15 protein-coding genes and 1 other annotated feature are annotated in these 16,713 nt (G+C 45.1%); of the genes, 6 read left to right on the forward strand and 9 right to left on the reverse strand.

Translation table 11 applies throughout. The annotated features are described in order from the left end of the window. Positions 1-183: 183 nt before the first annotated feature. Both JKJ11_RS14040 and btsR read left to right on the forward strand, forming a co-directional pair. Entirely contained in the window at positions 184-1,887 is a 1,704-nt protein-coding gene (locus tag JKJ11_RS14040) for a sensor histidine kinase (protein WP_038223941.1), read from the forward strand. Further along, the gene (gene btsR / locus JKJ11_RS14045; protein ID WP_006072915.1) at positions 1,884-2,609 is read left to right on the forward strand and encodes a two-component system response regulator BtsR; all 726 of its coding nucleotides are present in this window, start codon (positions 1,884-1,886) and stop codon (positions 2,607-2,609) included. The genes JKJ11_RS14040 and btsR overlap by 4 nt, the downstream gene beginning before the upstream one ends. Positions 2,610-2,701: 92 nt before the next feature. On the opposite strand, the gene nagZ is transcribed toward btsR, so the two are convergent. Continuing rightward, positions 2,702-3,685: a beta-N-acetylhexosaminidase gene (gene nagZ, locus JKJ11_RS14050; protein ID WP_088876192.1), complete on the reverse strand. Its 984-nt coding sequence runs from the start codon at positions 3,683-3,685 to the stop codon at positions 2,702-2,704. A gap of 102 nt (positions 3,686-3,787) precedes the next feature. Between nagZ and JKJ11_RS14055 the strand changes: the two genes are divergently transcribed. Further along, the gene (locus JKJ11_RS14055) at positions 3,788-4,906 is read left to right on the forward strand and encodes an anhydro-N-acetylmuramic acid kinase (protein WP_252039123.1); all 1,119 of its coding nucleotides are present in this window, start codon (positions 3,788-3,790) and stop codon (positions 4,904-4,906) included. 8 nt (positions 4,907-4,914) lie between these two features. Then, positions 4,915-5,847 carry an N-acetylmuramic acid 6-phosphate etherase gene (murQ, locus tag JKJ11_RS14060; RefSeq protein ID WP_006072912.1) on the forward strand — a complete coding sequence of 311 codons (933 nt, stop codon included), beginning with the start codon at positions 4,915-4,917 and terminating at the stop codon, positions 5,845-5,847. A 40-nt stretch (positions 5,848-5,887) separates the two neighbouring features. On the opposite strand, the gene JKJ11_RS14065 is transcribed toward murQ, so the two are convergent. Continuing rightward, on the reverse strand, positions 5,888-6,229 hold the full coding sequence (locus JKJ11_RS14065; protein ID WP_031493145.1) for a DUF2799 domain-containing protein: 342 nt from the start codon (positions 6,227-6,229) through the stop codon (positions 5,888-5,890). A gap of 276 nt (positions 6,230-6,505) precedes the next feature. Here JKJ11_RS14065 and JKJ11_RS14070 point away from each other — a divergent pair, with 276 nt between their 5' ends. Continuing rightward, the gene (locus tag JKJ11_RS14070) at positions 6,506-7,990 is read left to right on the forward strand and encodes a carbon starvation CstA family protein (RefSeq protein ID WP_006072910.1); all 1,485 of its coding nucleotides are present in this window, start codon (positions 6,506-6,508) and stop codon (positions 7,988-7,990) included. A 75-nt stretch (positions 7,991-8,065) separates the two neighbouring features. Here the strand turns inward: JKJ11_RS14070 and JKJ11_RS14075 are convergent, their stop codons facing one another. From JKJ11_RS14075 to thrA, 5 genes are all read right to left on the reverse strand, one after another. After that, entirely contained in the window at positions 8,066-9,058 is a 993-nt protein-coding gene (locus JKJ11_RS14075) for a Gfo/Idh/MocA family protein (protein ID WP_006072909.1), read from the reverse strand. A gap of 87 nt (positions 9,059-9,145) precedes the next feature. Continuing rightward, positions 9,146-9,943: an arylamine N-acetyltransferase family protein gene (locus JKJ11_RS14080; RefSeq protein ID WP_062459835.1), complete on the reverse strand. Its 798-nt coding sequence runs from the start codon at positions 9,941-9,943 to the stop codon at positions 9,146-9,148. 139 nt (positions 9,944-10,082) lie between these two features. Next, positions 10,083-11,363 carry a threonine synthase gene (gene thrC, locus JKJ11_RS14085; RefSeq protein ID WP_252038356.1) on the reverse strand — a complete coding sequence of 427 codons (1,281 nt, stop codon included), beginning with the start codon at positions 11,361-11,363 and terminating at the stop codon, positions 10,083-10,085. Beyond that, complete coding sequence (thrB, locus tag JKJ11_RS14090; protein ID WP_252038357.1) at positions 11,360-12,322, reverse strand: homoserine kinase; 963 nt, start codon at positions 12,320-12,322, stop codon at positions 11,360-11,362. The genes thrC and thrB overlap by 4 nt, the downstream gene beginning before the upstream one ends. Position 12,323: 1 nt before the next feature. Further along, positions 12,324-14,783: a bifunctional aspartate kinase/homoserine dehydrogenase I gene (gene thrA / locus JKJ11_RS14095; RefSeq protein WP_038223951.1), complete on the reverse strand. Its 2,460-nt coding sequence runs from the start codon at positions 14,781-14,783 to the stop codon at positions 12,324-12,326. A 29-nt stretch (positions 14,784-14,812) separates the two neighbouring features. Continuing rightward, positions 14,813-14,928, reverse strand: a sequence feature (Thr leader region). Positions 14,929-15,205: 277 nt separating this feature from the next. On the opposite strand from thrA, the gene JKJ11_RS14100 reads away from it, so the two are divergent. After that, entirely contained in the window at positions 15,206-15,679 is a 474-nt protein-coding gene (locus JKJ11_RS14100; RefSeq protein ID WP_006072904.1) for a hypothetical protein, read from the forward strand. A 29-nt stretch (positions 15,680-15,708) separates the two neighbouring features. On the opposite strand, the gene JKJ11_RS14105 is transcribed toward JKJ11_RS14100, so the two are convergent. Both JKJ11_RS14105 and JKJ11_RS14110 read right to left on the reverse strand, forming a co-directional pair. Continuing rightward, positions 15,709-16,191, reverse strand: a complete 483-nt coding sequence (locus JKJ11_RS14105; protein WP_006072903.1) for a putative 4-hydroxy-4-methyl-2-oxoglutarate aldolase — start codon at positions 16,189-16,191, stop codon at positions 15,709-15,711. 99 nt (positions 16,192-16,290) lie between these two features. Continuing rightward, positions 16,291-16,680, reverse strand: coding sequence for a DUF3293 domain-containing protein (locus tag JKJ11_RS14110; RefSeq protein WP_252038358.1), 390 nt, complete (start codon positions 16,678-16,680; stop codon positions 16,291-16,293). Between the last annotated feature and the right edge of the window lie 33 nt (positions 16,681-16,713).

The raw sequence follows: 16,713 nt of genomic DNA on the forward strand, positions 1-16,713 counted from the left end.
GGTAATATACCTAGATAAAAAACACATGCAAGCGTAAACTATAAAAAACATTATATGTAAATATAACTTTACATCCAGAATTACTGGCGCTTCAGTTCTTGCTAACAGTTCGATGATAACAAACTGCCACGATTGGCCAGTTGCGTATACAATAAAATACAACTTCGTTGTTGGTTGTAATCTATGGACTTAATCATCTCCCTTTTGCAGCAGATGTGCGTGTATCTAATGCTCGCTTATATGCTGAGCAAGACTCCGCTTTTTATTCCACTGTTTAGTGTCTCCAATCGTTTAAGTCATAAACTCAGCATTTATGTGCTGTTTTCATCGTTTTGTATTTTGGGCACCTACTTCGGATTGCAAATCAACGACGCTATCGCCAATACTCGAGCCATTGGTGCGGTGATGGGAGGGCTATTCGGCGGCCCCATCGTAGGATTTGCTGTTGGATTAACCGGTGGTCTACACCGCTACACCTTAGGAGGATTTACCGATTTAGCCTGCGCGATTTCCACTACGGCAGAAGGGGTAATCGGTGGTTTAATGCATCTGTATTTTCTCAGAAAGGATAAAAAAGAAGAGCTATTTAACCCCCTGGTTGTCTTCTACATTACTTTTGTGGCGGAACTGGTTCAGATGCTAATCATCCTCATTGTAGCTAAACCTTTTGATCAAGCTTATGCGCTCGTTTCTGATATTGCTGCTCCGATGATCATCGCCAACTCTGTCGGTGCCGCGCTATTCATGAGCATTCTTCAAGACCGTAAGACCATTTTCGAGGAATACTCAGCGACCTTCTCTCGTCGCGCATTAAACATTGCAGAACGTTCCGTGGGCATTTTAGTCCATGGTTTTAACTCCAATAACGCCAGCAAGATTGCACGAATTATCTACGAAGAAACCAATGTCGGTGCTGTCGCCATTACCGATCATGACAAGATACTGGCTTTTGTCGGTATAGGCGCTGACCATCATCACCTTAACCGACCTATCTCCTCTCAAAGTACGCTCGATTCGATGAACAACAACGAGATCATTTACCTCGATGGCAAAGAGAATCCTTACCAGTGCTCAATCTCTGAAGACTGTAAACTGGGATCTGCGCTTATAATTCCACTGCGCACGGGTGACGAAGTAATTGGCACTATCAAGCTATACGAACCCAAGCGTAAGCTGTTCTCAACCATTAATATGTCCATGGCTGAAGGTATTGCTCAGCTGCTCTCTAGCCAGATCCTTCATGGTGACTACATAAATAAACAGACCTTACTCAAACAGGCCGAAATCAAGCTACTTCACGCACAAGTTAACCCACATTTTCTGTTTAATGCATTGAATACCATTAGTGCTATCACTAGACGCGACCCTGATAAAGCACGCAGCCTAATACAGCATCTTTCTCAGTTTTTCCGTAGCAACCTGAAACAGAATATCGAAACGGTCACCTTGAAAGAGGAATTAGCCCACGTTAACGCCTACCTCACTATCGAAAAAGCACGTTTTACCGACCGTTTAGAAGTGGATATTGATATTGCTCCAGAACTGTTAGAACAAGAAGTACCGAGCTTCACTTTACAACCTCTGGTTGAAAACGCGATTAAGCATGGTATTTCCAATTTAATTGAAGGTGGGATCATTCGAATCTATAGTCACACCACTCAGTCAGGGAGTGAGATAGTCGTCGAGGATAATGCCGGAACCTTTATTGCGCCCAAGGAGGGACATGAAGGGCTAGGTATGCAAATTGTCGGTAAACGCTTAACAAATCAATTTGGTCGTGACGGAGCGCTAAAAATTGAAGTGGAAAAAGACCACTTTACGCGAATGAGCTTTATCATCCCCTCGCCTTCTACACGCAAAGATAAAAGGACGGCTATTGCGTCATGACACAGTTAACAGCTTTAGTAATTGATGATGAGTTATTTGCTCGTGAAGAGCTAATAGAGCTCTTGGAGGAAACCGAGCAAATTGACATCATTGGTGAGGCAAGTAATGCCATTGAAGGTCTCAAGAAAATTAACCAACTCAAACCAGATGTGGTCTTTCTTGATATTCAAATGCCACAAGTCACCGGTATTGAACTACTTGGCATGCTCGACCCTGATACCATGCCGAAAGTCGTCTTTGTCACCGCTTACGATCAATATGCCATCCAAGCGTTTGAAGATAATGCGTTCGATTACTTACTAAAACCTGTTGATCCGTGTCGTCTTGAAAAAACCGTTAAGCGACTAAAAAAACGTGAGCAACAAACGCTGGAAGCGATCGATACTCTCGCACCACAAACACTCGACCAAATCCCTTGTGTCGGCCACAACCGTATCGTCATTATTCCAACTACCGATGTTGAGTTTGCCTACAGCGACCTTTCCGGTGTACATGTTCAAACTGCCGAACAAAAGGCCACATCGCAGCTAACGCTTAAAGTACTGGAAGATAAAACGCCGTTGATCCGTTGCCACCGCCAGTTTTTAGTGAACGTCAAAGCTATTAAAGAAATTAAGTTGTTAGACAATGGGTTAGCGGAGATCATTACTCAAAGTGATCACCCAATACCTGTAAGTCGCCGCTACCTGAAATCATTAAAAGAGACGTTAGGCTTTCATTAACGGAAGTATTACCACCTATCTCGATCAGCTGAGGCTAGGCATTTCTCAATTCCTATCCCCCTGCACCGACAAGGGGATAGCAATAGCGACTCTTAACCTTCCAACGACGACAGAATTTTGTGATTCGCCGCTTTCCATTGAGCACTCTTCTTAAGGTCTTCTAAATTAAACTCTTTTTTCCTCAACATCCGACTAGCCTGCTTCACCTTAGTAATTGGTAAGTTATCTAGTACTTCGATAGAGTATTGACGATTATTACACATGAGCAACGTATCACAGCCTGCGTCCAGCGCTTGTTGAGCACGCTCTGCGGGTCCTCCCATGATCGCCGCGCCTTCCATAGAAAGATCATCAGAGAATACTATGCCTCGAAAGCCTAGCTGATTACGAAGTACCTCTTTTAACCAATAGCTCGAACCACTGGCAGGCTTGTCATCATAATGTGGGAACACTACGTGAGCTGGCATCATTGCATCCAACACACCCGCTTTGATATGAGCCTTGAAGATTCGCATATCATCTTCAAAGATAGTGTCTCGACTGTCCATTGGCGTTTCGAAATGAGAATCTGCCGTTACTCCTCCGTGACCAGGGAAGTGCTTGCCAGTAGTCGCCATACCCGCAGCTTTCATGCCGGCCATAAACGCTGTGCTGTACTGGACGATGGTTTGAAAGTTATCACCAAAAGCACGATTGCCGATGGCTTTAGATTGGTGTCCTTGGTCGAGAACAGGCGCGAAGCTCAAATCAATATCGTGAGCAATCAATTCTGCTGCCATAAGCCAACCAGCTTGGTTCGCGAGCGCTTCATCACGTAATTGCGCGTATCGAGCGGCTGGCGGCAATAATGTAAAACCATCTCGAAAACGTTGAACACGCCCCCCCTCTTGGTCCACACCGATAACAATGGGCTTTTTCGCCGCTTGACGGATTTGGCGGTTCAGTTCAATAAGCTGCTCGGAATCATGATAGTTACGCGCAAACAAAATCAAGCCCCCAACGGTAGGATGCTCAAGAATCTCTTTATCTTCAGCACTCAGTTCATAACCTTCCACATCAAGCCATAGCGGTCCCATAATTGCTCCTCTGCAAATTTATTATCAAATGGGCGTCTCCAGAGATTATTCTGATTATTTTTGATTTACAATATTGCTAGGTAAAAACGGAGTAAGTTTATGATGACTAAGGAAGCGCTTTACATAGGCATAATGTCGGGTACCAGTTTGGATGGTGTCGATACTGCACTGGTATCGATAAAAGACCGTGAAATTAACATACTCGCCAGCGATTTCCTTAGCTACCCTGAATCACTGAAAACTCAAGTGCTTGCTATCTGTCATGGTCAAGAAACCAACCTTAAACATATCGGTGAGCTCGACCACCAGCTAGGGCTACTTTATGCTGAGGCCGTCAATTCTTTGCTTAGTAAAACCACCTATACGGAGCACGATATCGCAGCCATCGGTAATCACGGCCAAACCGTCTTTCACCAACCAGATGGTGCAATACGCTTTACCACTCAGTTGGGAGACAATAACCTCCTAGCAACACTAACAGGTATTGATACAATCGGAGACTTTCGGCGTAAAGATATGGCGCTCGGCGGACAGGGTGCGCCCTTAGTACCCGCATTCCATCGTTACTTATTTGCCGATAGTGACTCAACACAGGTGATTTTAAACATTGGTGGTATTTCCAATGTTTCCATATTGCAGCCCAACGGCGATGTGATTGGCTTTGATACAGGACCTGGAAATGTGCTTTTGGATCATTGGTGTTCTCACGCTTTTTGCCAACCTTTTGACAAAGATGCACAGCTTGCTGCACAAGGCAATGTGCTCACCCATTTGTTAGATGAAATGCTCAAAGATGACTACCTAAAACGTCCTGCACCAAAAAGTACCGGACGCGAGCATTATCATGAACAGTGGTTGAAACAATGCCTTGCTGCCATCTCAACGCCAATAAACGAGCATGATGTGCTCAGAACTCTGACCGAATTTACCGCCCTGACTATCGCTAATGCCATTGAGAACTATCCCATCGGTACTACGCCGAAGCTTTTAGTGTGTGGCGGTGGCGCAAATAACCCAATAATAATGAAACGCCTGAGTGAACTGCTTAAAGGCTGGAATGTGGCACCAACCGATAGCGAAGCTATTAGTGGAGATTATATGGAATCCATGGCCTTCGCTTGGCTTGCACATTGCTATCTCAACAAGATACCGAGCAATTTGCCCTCAGTAACTGGCGCCAGTAAAGCCGTCCCTTTAGGCGTACTCTATTCAGCTGACTAGGAACCACTATGACTAACGACGCACTTCTCAATGCGCTTTCTCAACTTGTCTCCGAGGGAAGAAACCCTGAGACCATGGATATAGATTTACTCTCATCGCAACAGATTCTAGCGCGCATGAATCAACAAGATGCCCTAGTGCCTCTTGCGGTAGAAAAGGTCATTCCAGACATTGCGCTGGCGGTAGACGCCATCACTAAGGCCTTTAAACAAGGTGGTCGATTATTGTATTTGGGTGCTGGCACCAGCGGCCGATTAGGCGTACTCGATGCATCAGAATGCCCACCAACCTTTGGCACCGACCCTGATATGGTCGTCGGTATCATCGCTGGCGGTAATGACGCGATGTTCCGAGCCAAAGAAGGTGCAGAAGATGACCCAGCTCTTGGTGAACAAGACCTTATTGACCATAAGCTGACTTCAAAAGATGTGGTTGTTGGCATCGCCGCTAGTGGGCGCACGCCTTACGTCATTGGCGCATTAGAATACGCCAATCAATTGGGTGCCACGACAGTCGCACTGTCATGCAATCCCGCTTCTGATATTGCTAACATCGCTCAAATAGCTATTAGTCCTGTGGTAGGTCCGGAAGCTCTGACAGGTTCCACTAGACTGAAATCGGGGACCGCACAGAAGTTAGTTCTCAACATGCTCACGACAGCAAGTATGATCCGTTTAGGTAAAAGCTATGAGAACCTGATGGTGGATGTAAAAGCGACCAATGCAAAGTTAGTCGCCAGAGCAACGCGCATTGTGATGCAGGCTACGGATTGCAACAAACAACAGGCAGAAGTCACGTTAAAAGAAACTCAATATGACGTGAAGCTGTCGATTCTCATGATTCTAACTGGATTAGATAAGCAGCAAGCACATCAGCAGTTACATCAACAAGACGGTTTCCTAAGAAAAGCGGTAATAAGCAAGAGCCAAGAAAGTGAATAAAAAAGCTAGGGTGTCATGCCCTAGCTTCCTAAATCATTTTTTAATGGGAATAGTCATTCCAACCGCGTTGCCATTCCATTCTAAAACGCTGTCCATCGGGTAAGCCTTCACACGCCCCAGTGTAATACTGCCCAGATAACCCGATTTGATAAGCAAAATCAGCATCACAAAACTCTAGAATGCCTCTTTGATAGCCCGAGTCGTACTCTGAATGAACGGCAGCGCCGAGTTTATTAAGGTCAGAGTAACTGCGAGACAATTGCCCACGCACACCATCTTGATAGCCAATCTGTTCCCAACTTCCCTCTTTAGCGAGGTCATCCACTCCTTTGGCGCATCCAAATATTAACAAAGCGGATGCTGCCACTAAAAACGCTTTCATGAGATTCCTTTTCATCCAACTCTCTCTGCCGTCACAATGCCAGTTTTAAGTGTTTTTTACCACTCAATCCTTGACTAAGTGATGAGCTTCACGCTTTTCTACCGCCACTTAACTCGGAAAAACGACCACTTACTCTTCGATAAAACCACTTAAGTTGGTTATTGACCACTTAATCATCTATTCCACCACTAACCGAATAAGCCGATGTGTAGCCAATTCATCATTTTTATAATGGTTACCAGAATTTAATGTCATCACAAACTAGGGATAACAGTTATGTTGTGGTTTTTAACTTGTGTTGCAGCCTTGATCGGCGGCTACTTTATCTACGGGGCTTTCATTGAGAAGGTCTTTGGTATTAATACAAAACGTCAAACACCAGCTCACACTAAAGCTGATGGTGTTGACTACGTGCCAATGTCGACCAAGAAAGTGTACTTGGTTCAATTGTTAAATATCGCTGGTGTTGGTCCAATCTTCGGCCCAATCATGGGTGCACTATACGGTCCTGCCGCTATGCTTTGGATTGTCATTGGTTGTATCTTTGCTGGTGCAGTGCACGATTACTTCTCAGGTATGCTTTCAGTACGTAACGGTGGTGCTTCTGTTCCTACTATTACCGGTCGTTACTTAGGCAATGGCGCCAAACACTTTATGAACATTTTTGCCATCGTCTTGTTGCTACTTGTTGGTGTGGTATTCGTTTCTGCACCTGCAGGCATGATCACTAACCTAGTGAATGACCAAATGGGCATGTCAATGAGCATGACAACCATGGTTGTGGTTATCTTCGCTTATTACATCATCGCGACAATCGTACCTGTCGACAAAATTATTGGTCGCTTCTACCCACTATTTGGCGCACTGCTCATCTTCATGTCTGTTGGTCTTATCACAGCAGTGGCACTATCAAGCGAGCACCAAGTTATGGGTGGCTTTGAAGTCAGCGATATGTTCACCAACATGAACCCAAATGACTTACCATTATGGCCAGCTCTATTCATCACTATTGCTTGCGGCGCTATCTCTGGCTTCCACGCAACACAGTCTCCACTGATGGCGCGCTGTATGGAAAACGAAAAGAATGGTCGCTTCGTCTTCTACGGTGCAATGATCGGTGAAGGTGTTATCGCTCTTATCTGGTGTGCTCTTGCTCTGTCTTTCTTCGGCTCTATCGACTCGCTAGCTGAAGCAGTTAAAAATGGTGGTCCAGGTAACGTAGTGTACAGCGCTTCATTTGGCCTATTGGGTGTATTTGGTGGTGTGCTTGCTTTCCTAGGTGTGGTTATTCTGCCAATCACTTCAGGTGATACTGCATTCCGCTCTAGCCGTCTAATCCTTGCTGAATACTTCAACATGGAGCAGAAAACACTACGTAACCGCCTACTGATGGCTCTACCACTATTCGTTATCGGTGGCATCTTAACTCAAGTAGACTTTGGTGTTATCTGGCGCTACTTCGGTTTCGCTAACCAAACAACTGCAGTAATGATGTTGTGGACAGCCTCGGCTTACCTACTACGTCACAACAAGATGCACTGGGTAACGACTGTTCCAGCCATCTTTATGACGACGGTTGTTATTACCTTCATCTTGAATAACGCAACCCTAGGCTTCGGTCTGCCAATGCAGCTGTCAACAATTCTAGGTATTGTTGCCTCACTATCTATCACTGGCTACGTGATTAAGAAGTCGAAAGGTAAAGGTGAAACAGACCTTGCAGATGAAGAAAAGCCACAAGGCAAAGCAGAAACTGCTTAACTGATTATCCCGTTATCCGCTCTTTGAGCTAAAAAAGCGCCTTCACATTGAAGGCGCTTTTTATTTGTTACCTGATTATTCGCTAAGGTAACCCAAACCACCAGCAATCAGACTTTGCTCCATCACCTCAATGACGGCTCGGCTGGTTTCATGCTTTAAGATTGATGAGGTATTAGCACCTTGCAAAATCAGCCCACTTAGATGATCAATTTCATGTTCAAAGCCAGTCCCGATTGTTTGCGGTGCTATCAACACGGTCTCATCTCGATACACCACTTGAATTGATTTCGGGTTCCACCACTTTTCAGCAATGGTCGCTTCAAAGTCCTCACCCTGAATGACAGCACTACGCACTAAATTACGTGTTATTGAGGCTGCTAACTGACCTTGAAGACCAGATTTAAAATGAAACTCTGCGGTTTCATCCACCTTTGCTTGAGGGTTATCTTGAGAAAAGACCACGTCGGGCTTACCAATAGTTACGCCACACAATGTACATAAATCTGCGTACAACCACAGCGCATACACTCCCACATCCAGTGTCGCACCACCGGCTTGCTGAGCGTTGAAGATTTGGTAGTTCTCATCATACTCATGCCAATTACCAAATGCTGCCTGTACTGAGGTTAGCTTGATATTGTTGTTGGCAATAAACTGTTTTAACTCTTGGTAGGCAGGAAACACAACAGACTTCATGGCTTCCGCCAAGATGACACCATGTCGTATCGCTAGCGCAGCCATTTCATCCCAATCTTTTACATTGGTAAATGCGGGTTTTTCTACCAGCACATGCTTGCCAGCGTTTAAAAAAAGCTCGACCAAATCTCGGTGATAGGGGTGTAATGTCGCAATATAGACCACATCTACGTCGGCATCATCCGCTAATGCTTGGTAGGAACCATACGAGCGGCTACACTCAAATTCTTCGGCAAACTTCGACGCTCTAGCTTCATCACGTGCTGCCACCGCAACTAATTCGCCACATTGCGAATGTTGAGTTAAGTCGATAGCAAACCGACGTGCTATTTTCCCTAAACCTGCAATACCCCAGCGAGCTTTCTCCAACATCCTCTACCCTTCACCATTACGTTTTTTGCCAACCATACCTAAGTCATATGATTACTCAAGTATCATACGGTGTAACATGGTCAGTTATTACCATCCAAGTTTTGCGATGATACTACCAAGCTGTGATGCCTCTAGTTGAATACCAAAGTGGCGTTCAACGTTCTCCGCCAAGTCCGCTTTAGTCAGTTCTACTTCTTGCGCCTCTTCGTTACCCATTCTGATTTTTAACGTACTATCGAGTAGTGTAATGATGCCGCCTTCAATTGGCTTTGCTGCAATCAAACTGTTGGTAAAGTGAGTCTCTGGGCTGGTCGAGGTAAAATGATTGCCATACAAAATATCGCCACGACATACATAGGTCATATCCAAGCTGTATAGACTCACCCAATCTTGCTGTTTCACTTGAAGTAAATAACCACAGCGTTCATCTTCGATAAATCGAAAACATTGGTGGTCAATACACTGCTCGCGATGCAATGTCAGCTCCAGAGGTGCTCTTGGCGTATTCGCACCGAACCCTGCATCAACAATCCACTGCTGGTCATCAATCGTAGCCAATGTCACTTGATGGCTCCGTCCCGAAGGCTCGCCGCTAAGATGTACTCGTGCTAATAGTGGCCTAACGGTAAAACCTAAGCTCTCCATAACTCGAAGCAGTAACCCGTTGACTTCAAAGCAATAGCCGCCACGCTGATGACGTATCAGTTTTTCAAAGATCGCATCAATATCAAGTTTAATTCCTTGGCCAACGTAGACGTCAAAGTTTTCAAATGGCAACGTCCGATGCTGAGCATGATGAAGCGATATCATATCGGCCACCGTAGGCTCAAGCTCATTCTTAATGCCAAGCTTATCGAAATAATCACGCATTTGAACAGGGGTCATCCTGTACTCCTTTAATAGTGGCAGTGTTTATTGTTTTAGGTAATCCGCAAACAACAGATACAAAAAAACGCCCGAAACCTAAATGTGCTTACTCAGCTACACTTAAATTTCAAGGCGTTGCGATTAGTGTCATCTAGACCTATTGGACTCGACGTAACACCGCTTTTAGTGCCTCAAAGTCATTGGCTAAATCTTCAGATAACAGCTCCATTGCCGCGTGTTTAGCCAATGGCCCAGGTAACTCAATGTCAGAACCTAAGATATCATCGACCACTTCTTTAAACTTAGCAGGATGCGCGGTACACAAGAACAAGCCTGTTTCACCCGGTTGCAACTGCTCTTCAAGTACTCGATAAGCAATCGCACCATGAGGTTCACATAAGTAGCCTAGAGCATTAAGATCACGAACCGACTCCGCACTTTGCTCATCAGAGACCGCCCCTTTGCCTAACGTGTCCAAACCCCAACCTTTAAGGCGGCAGAGTTCTTCGATACGCGGCCAGTTGTTTGGCTGACTAACATCCATCGCATTTGACGTTGTTGCCACCGTCGGTTTTGGAGCCCACTCACCTGTTTCTAGGTAACGTGGCACAGTATCATTCGCATTGGTTGCCGCGATAAAGCGCTTAATAGGCAATCCAAGCGCTTTCGCAAGCAGGCCAGCCGTTAAGTTACCGAAGTTACCGCTTGGCACCGATACTACCAGGTTTTCGCGCTGCTCTTTACTTAGTTGAGCCGCCGCTTCGAAGTAGTAGCAAATTTGCGCCATCAAGCGACTGATGTTGATCGAGTTTGCTGAGTTTAATCCAATTTCTTCACGCAATGCCGCATCATCAAATGCCTGTTTCACGAGCGCTTGGCAGGCATCAAAGTCACCATCGATGGCCACTGTGTGAATGTTTTTGCCTAGCGTACAGAACAGCTTTTCCTGAAGTGGACTGATTTTACCTTTCGGGTAAAGAATCACGACATTGATGTCTTCCATACCATAGAAAGCGTGAGCGACTGCCGCACCGGTATCACCTGATGTTGCTGTCAAAATAGTGATTTTGCCACCATCAGAAACCGCGGCTAAAGACTGAGCCATAAAACGGCCTCCAAAGTCTTTAAATGCCAACGTCGGGCCATGGAAAAGCTCTAGTGCGTACACACCATCTTTCACTTGGTTGATTGGAGCCGGAAATTGGAACGCATTGTCCACTAATTCGCTGACTTTCTCTGCAGGCAACTCCTCGCCAATTAGCGCAGAGAGAATCTTTGCGCTGCGCGACACAAAATCTTCAGCCAATAAAGCATCTACGTCATCGAACTTAGGCAGCTCAGATGGGAAAAATAGACCTTGGTTGCGACCTAAGCCTTGACGGACAGCTTGGCCAAACGAGACTTGCTCGTCATTTTCTTTGATGTTGTAAAGCTTCATAGCTCACTTCCTGTTACTTTCGAACCCTGCTTGTCTAAACGACAAACGTGCACGAATCCTTCGTTATTTTGTACGTAATTTTCTTCTAGCCAGCGAGCCACTCGCTCTGCCACATCTTTTTGTTTACAGATGCTGAACAGCGTTGGGCCACTACCTGAAATTCCAGTTGCCAAAGCCCCCGCTGTTGCCGCGTATTCACGCGCTTGACTAAAGCCAGGTAGCAACTTAGCACGGTATGGTTCGGCAATGACATCTTTGATCATCTTTGCTGCCAATTCTGGCTGATTAGAATGACATGCATGGATAAACCCTGCCAGATGACGACCATGAGCAATGATGTCTTGACGACGATATTGAGAAGGTAAAATTTCACGCGCTTCTGCCGTCGACACTTTAATGCCTGGATACGCCATCACCCAATACCAATCATCAAAACAGGGTACTTCTTGGCTAATAATACCAAGCTCTTCCAGCATCAGTTGCACACCGCCTAAATAGCAAGGTGCCACATTGTCGTAATGGATGCCACCAGAAATTTGCCCTTCCATCTCTCCCATAAGAGCCAGTAACTCGGTCTCATTTAATGGATTTCCATGAAATTGGTTCAAAGCGTCTAGCGCCGCGACGATAGAACAAGCGCTCGATCCTAAGCCAGAACCGATCGGCATGTTCTTCTCAAGTGTCATAAATACAGGTTTAAGGGCTAGCCCTTTCTTATCTAATTCACGGGCGTACACTTTCCAACAATCATAAACAATATTCTCTTGCGGGTCAGCGGGCAGCTTATCAACAAAGCTGCCTTTCGTTGCTAGGTCAAAAGGTTTATCACCTAGCTTAACCTCAACGCAATCGCCAAGTAGAGTGCCATCTATAGGAGAGACTGCCGCACCCAATACATCAAAACCAACACTCACGTTACCAATAGAGGCCGGAGCATAAACGACAACGCTATCACTCATCTTACACTCCTAGTTTCCAGCCTAATGTACGCATCACATCAGAGAACACGCCTGCTGCGGTCACTTCTGTACCCGCACCGTAACCACGTAATACCAGTGGAATTGGCTGATAATAGCGACTATAAAATGCCAGTGCGTTTTCACCATCTTTAATCTTGAACATAGGGTCGTTTTCATCCACGGCAGCAATGCGTACGCGACACTTACCATCTGCGATTTCGCCCACGTAGCGCAGCACTTTGCCTTCTTTGGCAGCGTCCGCTGACAGTTGGCTGAAGTAAGCATCCGCTTCAGGCAGACGGGCCATAAACTCATCTACTGAACCTGAATCATCAAAACCTGGTGGCAACGCTTGGTCAACTTCGACATCTTCAAGTTCAAGCGCCATCCCCGCTTCGCGAGCTAAGATGAGCAGTTTACGTGCTACGTCCATGCCTGATAGATCATCACGTGGATCTGGCTCAGTGAAACCTTTATCTTTTGCGACATTAGTTGCTTGGCTTAGCGTTAACCCTTCATCTAACTTACCGAAAATGAAAGATAACGAACCCGATAGAATACCGTTGAATTTCTCTAGCTCATCACCCGCTGCGATCAGGTTCTGTAGGTTCTCAATAACTGGCAGACCTGCCCCTACCGTTGTCTCATACATTAGCTTACGACGAGAGTTACGAGCGACATCACGCAGTTGATGATAGTAAGACATGCTCGCAGTGTTTGCCTTTTTATTTGGCGTGACTACATGGAAGCCTGCCGCTAAAAACTCCGTATATTGATTGGCAATGTCTTCACTAGAAGTACAATCAACCAAAACAGGGTTAATAATGTGATTACGCTGAACCAATGCGGCTAAACCTGCCACCGAGAACTTCTCACTTACGTCGCCCATACGATCGCGCCATTGGTCGAGAGGAAGTCCTTTGCCATCGAGCAAGACACCTTTACTGTTTGCCAGACCACATACGCGGATAATGATGCCTTTCTCTGCCAGTTTGGCTTGCTGGCGCTGAATTTGATCCACCAGCTCACCACCAACACCGCCAACACCAACGACAAACACATCTAGGAAATGCTTAGAATTGAAAAGATTTTCATGACACGCTTTGATGGCCTCAGAAATTTTGTCTTCTGGGATTACCGCTGAGATAGCGCGCTCGGAGGAGCCCTGTGCGATTGCGACAATATTGACGTTAACTTCTGCCAGTGATGAGAAGAACTGAGAAGCGACACCGCGAGATGTACGCATGCCATCGCCCACTAGTGTCACGATCGCGACATCATCCATAAACTCAACAGGCTCTAGCAAGCCGTTTTTGAGCTCCAGCTCAAAAGCTTCGCGCAATGCTCGCTCTGCATCGAGCTTGTCTTCTTCTTCAATACAGAAACTGATGCTGTATTCTGAAGATGATTGAGTAATAAGAACGATGGACACACCCGCTGATGACATAGCGCCAAAAACGCGACTCGCCATGCCCACCATGCCTTTCATACCAGGTCCAGATACGTTTACCATGATAAGGTTCGACAGCGTCGTGATACCTTTGATTGGTAAGTTATCTTCACCAGTATCTTGACCAATCAAGGTACCAGCCCCTTGTGGGTTAAACGAGTTCTTGATGAGACATGGAATATGGAACTGAGCGATAGGTGCAATAGTTTTTGGGTGAAGAACCGAAGCGCCAAAATAAGAAAGCTCCATCGCTTCTTGATAGCTCAGTGACTTGAGAAGGCGAGCATCATCAACCAGGCGAGGGTCACAGTTGTAAACCCCATCAACATCCGTCCAAATTTCACAACAATCAGCACGCAAGCACGCTGCTAATACCGCCGCAGAATAGTCAGAGCCGTTACGACCAAGCGTAACCAATTCACCCTTAGCGTTGCCAGCAGTAAAGCCCGGCATAATGTGCACGACACCTTCTGCCAGTGGGTTAGCTTGGAAGTTTTGGGTTGATACTTCCACATCCACCATCGCTTCTAAATGATCACCTTGAGCAAAAAGGTACTTAACTGGATCAATAAGATCCGCAGCTTGACCTTTAGCTTGCAGTACAGCTTTCATAAGTTGAATCGAGATTCGCTCACCTTTTGAGATAATGCGAGCATTCACGTGATCTGGGCAAGTTCCGAGTAATCGGATACCGTGGACAAATTGATGCAATTGGAATAAAGATGTTTTGACTTGGTTGTCAAAATCTGTGCGCTCAATATTCGGGAGTACAGCAGCAATATTAGAAAATAGTTCGTTGAATGATGTTTCAAGCTCTGAAATCTGTAACTCAACTTCATTGTTTTTTAGGGCAGTTTCAATAACGGCGACAAGTTTGTTTGTCGTTTTACCCGGTGCCGATAGCACCACTGCCAAATCTTCTTGCTGGGCATTATTAGCGATGATGTCCGCTGCTCTTAAAAAGCGGTCTGCATCAGCTAATGATGAACCTCCAAATTTTAGTACTCGCATCCTTTCCTCCCGAAATACTCAAAACAGGTAAAAAAAAGGCCCGTATCTTGGGGATACAGGCCTTGTTTTTGAATTTCTTCCGTCTACCAGCCCGCCCCAACATTGGTAATGTCGGTAATAATAATCGTGGTGGTCATTACTACGTGCTGGCAACTAAACATAGGGTCTTCTTAAAAATCTCTTATGTGCTTACCCATACGTTTAACCTATTTGTTGTAGCAGAGTCAATTAAAAAATGTACTTTTATTGCTTTAGCGGCGTTTTTTTCGTAAACGCATAGAAATTGATAATTGCAGATAACTTATTCAGTTAGGATCTTTATTAATAACCAATTGCTATATAGATTTACAACTTTTTGCTTAGTTTATGTGCTTTAATTAGAAGTCAATAAACTATAAAAACAATAACCAAGGAGTGGTGCTATGAAAGCAGTGTCTTTTTACGCTTTACCCTTGCTATTGTTCTCAGGAATGTCCCTCGCGGTAGACCTACCTACGCTGCCTTCGCAGCATGACGCCTCCCCTCATAACTTCTTTCTTTCTTCAGGCACTAAGCTGGGTAGCAGTGATTCTTTTGATACTTGGAATATTGATAGTGGCTATTCCTATTCAATCTTTGACTCGTTAGATGTTTACATCGGGGCTCGATTGAATAATTCGCACGAGTCGATAGACCAAGGATTTTTGAGTGGCGTTAGCTACAATGTGTCTGACCGTATCTCGGTAAAAAGCACACTTCGTGGCTACCAATATGAAGAGAATAACGAAAAGCAAGGCGCAATGGCTGCGGAAATATCAAGTAGGATGAGATTAACCGAAAACCTAGACGTTCACGCCACCTTCGATTTTGAGAAGATACAACAAGGCGTTGAAGTGGGTCTAGGCTTCCGTTTTTAACTGAGCATCAGTTCAAGCATGATTACGCTTTAAAACTCTAATGCTTCTTTAGCGATCAATACCCCATTCCAATCAGAATAAACGTAATGTCCAGGTTGAACGATTTGGTTGTTCATCGTTAATGTAACGTTGATTTGACCTGCTCCACGTTTTTCTGTTTTGAAAGGACATGCCGCTAGCGCTTTAACTCCCAGATCCATTTCCGCCATAGCCGCCACGTCCCGAACTGCGCCATTCACAATCACGCCTTCCCATCCGTTTTCTATTGCCATAATCGCGAGTTGGTCCCCAAGCAGTGCTTTGGCACAAGAACCATTACCGTCAACAAAGAGTACTTTGCCTGTACCATTTTGCCCTAACACTTCTCGCACCATTGAGTTATCGTGGTAACAGCGTACCGTTACAATCTCTCCCCAGAACGCGGCACGTTGCCCGAAATTTTGCAGTGGCAAATTCAGCAACATGACTTTATCTTCGTGTTGGTCACAAATATCAGGTGTGATATCTCTCATTTTTCCTCCGTGATTTTTTGCTCAATAGCCATGCTAACAACAAGTCTTTAGAGAGCATTAAATTAAAATCCTTTATCGCCTACCCGGTTATTTTTTCTGTTAACGTAAGAAATCACCCAATCGGCCTAATTTTTTTTGCGTTTGACTCTCATCACAGGAAACCAGAAACAGTACACCATTTTCTACCCAATAAATGGCATTTTGCTGGTATTTTTGCGCTAACTCACAGCCTTGCGCTAAAGTCATTTCTACCGCAAAGCTGTCTTCAACCCAGCTGAAACTCGGGTTCCCCACCTTAACATTTTGGTAGTCATAGATTTTGAGCCTTTGCTCTAAGTCGAGGTTTTTTATGCGATTTAGTTCGTTAGACAGTTTACGACTCTGTGGGTTCCAAGCCGTTATGATCACGTAATTTTCGCTGTCCCACTCAGTGATAAATTCTATGCAAATTTCTGAATAGGCACGCCACAAATATGCATCAATACTCATATTATCTAAATTGTTGTATTTGCCCAATACTAT

Source organism: Vibrio sp. SCSIO 43133 (genome assembly GCF_023716845.1).
Lineage (GTDB): Bacteria > Pseudomonadota > Gammaproteobacteria > Enterobacterales > Vibrionaceae > Vibrio > Vibrio mediterranei.